This is a genomic window from Mesorhizobium sp. P5_C1, assembly GCF_054049815.1.
This window is the reverse complement of the sequence record NZ_JBFULQ010000624.1, coordinates 1-2,944: the sequence shown is the minus strand read 5'-3', so window position 1 is coordinate 2,944 and position 2,944 is coordinate 1. Positions and strand designations below refer to the sequence as shown.

Genomic DNA, 2,944 nt, shown 5'->3' with positions numbered 1-2,944 from the left:
GTAACTTACATTCCGGCGCCAGCTCTTTGGGGCCTACTATCCATGAACAAATGCTCGCAAGCGAGATGGCTGCCGTAGCCGGGGCGGAGGAAAGCGCATGACGTTGCTCAGGGAGCCTCTGCTGCATTTTGCCGTCGTCGGCGCGATCCTGTTTGGCGGCTATTCCTGGCTGAATGACAGGCATGTCGAAACAACGGCCGCGGAGCCGGTCCGTATCGGCGAAGGCGACGTGCGGTGGCTCAAGCAGACCTGGTCGAGCCAATGGCTGCGCGAGCCAACCGCCGATGAACTCAAGGGTCTTGTCGACGATCTGCTGAATGAGAAGGTGATGGCGCGCGAAGCGCAGGAGATGGGCCTCGAGAAGGACGACACCATCATCCGCCGCCGCTTGGCGCAAAAGCTCAAATTCCTTCTCGAGGACACGGCCCAGCTTGCCGAGCCAACCGAAGCGGAACTGCGGCAGTTCTATGCCGCCAACCCTGCACACTTCGAGACGCCCGGAAAACTGTCGTTCCGACAGGTCTACTTCAACCCGGAACATCGCAAGGACGCCGCGGCGGACGCGGCCGCGGCGCTGGGTGCGCTGACAACGAATGTCGAGGACGATTCGACCGAGGGCGACCAGCTGCTGTTCGGCGACAGCTTTGCCGATACTGACGAACAGGCGCTGTCCGGAATGTTCGGTGCCGATTTTGCGCGCGAGGTGTTTGCACTTGAACCGGGCGGGTGGCGCGGTCCGGTGAAATCCGGCTATGGCCTTCATCTGGTCCTCGTCACGCAGCGCACGGCGACCGCGCCGAAGCCCTTCGAGACCGTGAAAGATGCCGTGCTGGCTGAGTGGCGCTCCGCGAAGCAGACCGAACTGAGCAAAGAGTATCTGGTCGAGCTGCGCAACAAGTACGGCGTCGAGCTTGACGACAGTACGAAAGCGGCACTGGGGTCAGGGCCTGCAACGAACGTGGCCGCACAATGAGACGGCCGGCCAAGTGGCCCGAGTTCGTGCGTGGAGGCCGCTCCGCGTTGGAGTGCCTTCGACTGGTCCTGCTGACGGCAGCCATTGCTGCGCTGTTCTGCGAAGCTGCCTACTCCCACGAGGTGCGCCCCGCCTATCTCAGCCTGAAGGAGGAGGCGCCGAACGAGTTCAGCGTTCTGTTCAAAACGCCGATGCAGGGCAATGCGCGACTGGCGCTGTCGGCACTCTTTTCCGGCAAGATCGAGACGGTGACGCCGATCATCTCGCATCCGACCGGGGATGCCATGGTGCAGACCTGGCGCATGCGCACGCTGGAGCCGCTCCCAGGCCAGAACGTTGTGATCGACGGGTTGCAGAACAGCATGACCGACGCGCTGGTCCACGTGGTGTTCGCGAACGGCAACAGCTGGACGGCGCGGCTTACCCCCAGCGAGCCGTCTGCAGCCATCCCGGCGTCGCAGAGCGCCTGGGCGGTGTTCGTCACCTACGTCCGTCACGGCATCGAGCACATCGCCTTCGGCTTCGATCATCTGCTGTTCGTCACCGGGCTGATGCTGATCGTGCGCGACTGGCGCAAGCTGGTGAAAGCGATCACCGCCTTCACCGCTGCTCACTCAATCACCTTGAGCTGCGCCACCCTTGGATGGCTGACGCTGCCGTCGCGGCCGGTGGAGGCGATGATCGCCATCAGCATCGTCATGGTCGCTGCCGAGGTTGTGCGGATGGAGCGCGGGCAGCTCAGCCTGGCCATTGTGAAGCCGTGGATGGTGGCCTTCGTTTTCGGCCTGCTGCACGGCTTCGGCTTTGCCGGCGCGCTGGTCGAGCTCGGCCTGCCGCAGGGCGACATTCCGCTGGCGCTTCTGGCCTTCAATGTCGGCGTCGAGCTCGGGCAACTGGCCTTCATCGCCGTCTTGCTGACCGCGGTTTATTCGGTGATGCGGTTCGTCCTGATCCCGCGGCAGGCGATCGTCGCGTCGGCCTATGCCATCGGGATCATCGCGGCATTCTGGAGCGTCCAGCGGCTGGACGCAATGTTCTTGTAGGAGGAGCAAATGGGACCCGCCGCAAGACTGCCGCGCCGACCTTGCCTGAGGGGCCGGAAACTTGCACGCGCAACCACCGTGGCGCTTGCCGCGTCTTTGATGGCTGCTGCTCCGGTCTCCGAAGGACGCACTTGCGGCTATGATAGTCCGCAAACGGTTTCGCAGGGCTTCCTGAATTGGCTCTATCCGGATTCACTCTACGTCGTCGGCGCGATATCGAGGGAGGTGGCGGCGGGACGGCTGCCGCTGGCGAACTTCGATCAGACCGGACCAGATCTGTTCGGACACAGATTCAAGCTGACGGCAACGACGCTGGAGCAATTCGGCGACATGCTCCGCTCGGCATCGCCGGGCCCCTCCCAGGCTTCGGTCTCTCTGGTCGTCGTTGAGCCGATGCTGTGGACGCGCTTCGATCAGGGTCCTGACGGCTTGCGCACAACGGTTCATGTCTCGGGGGCACAGCCCGGGGATCTGGTCATCGTTGCCGGCGAAGCCGTAATAGCAGAAATCGCGGCACGGCGATTGACCTTCGGCCAGGCTGTTGAGCGCGGCGTGGCGCGTCTCTATGGGCCGGCGTCGCAGATTGCCCGATTCCTGCTCAGTTATTCGGATGTCGGCGCAACCGACAGTGCTGTCGAATTATCTCAGAAACAGGCCGTTCCGCCGGTACGCCCGGCGGCCGGCTCACCCCATTTCGCTCCGGTGCAATCGCACCCGGTTGGCATCGCGCCGGCCGAACTCGGACGCACACCTGACCACACCGAGATTTCATTCCATGAGGGAGAGAGACAATGATCCGGAGACCGCTGACAATTACAGGTCTTGTATTGCTTGCCGTCTGCGCRGGCTCCGTGGCGCGGGCCCAGGATGCCGGCACCTATACCGTCGAGGAAGYGGGACAAGCCATCAAGGCCCGGCCCTACTCACC

At 63.4% G+C, this 2,944-nt stretch carries 3 protein-coding genes; all 3 read left to right on the top strand.

Annotated features, from left to right (window positions below; all coding sequences use genetic code 11):
• The first annotated feature begins 229 nt into the window (after positions 1-229).
• The 3 genes from ACXJ7R_RS29000 to ACXJ7R_RS28990 all read left to right on the top strand — a co-directional run bounded on the left by ACXJ7R_RS29000 (position 230) and on the right by ACXJ7R_RS28990 (position 2,811).
• A complete protein-coding gene (locus ACXJ7R_RS29000; protein ID WP_457154828.1) occupies positions 230-973 on the top strand; it encodes a peptidylprolyl isomerase in 744 nt (247 codons plus the stop codon).
• Positions 974-1,020: 47 nt separating this feature from the next.
• The gene (locus ACXJ7R_RS28995) at positions 1,021-2,016 is read left to right on the top strand and encodes a HupE/UreJ family protein (RefSeq protein ID WP_457154827.1); all 996 of its coding nucleotides are present in this window, start codon (positions 1,021-1,023) and stop codon (positions 2,014-2,016) included.
• A gap of 78 nt (positions 2,017-2,094) precedes the next feature.
• On the top strand, positions 2,095-2,811 hold the full coding sequence (locus ACXJ7R_RS28990) for a hypothetical protein (RefSeq protein ID WP_457154826.1): 717 nt from the start codon (positions 2,095-2,097) through the stop codon (positions 2,809-2,811).
• Positions 2,812-2,944: the final 133 nt, after the last annotated feature.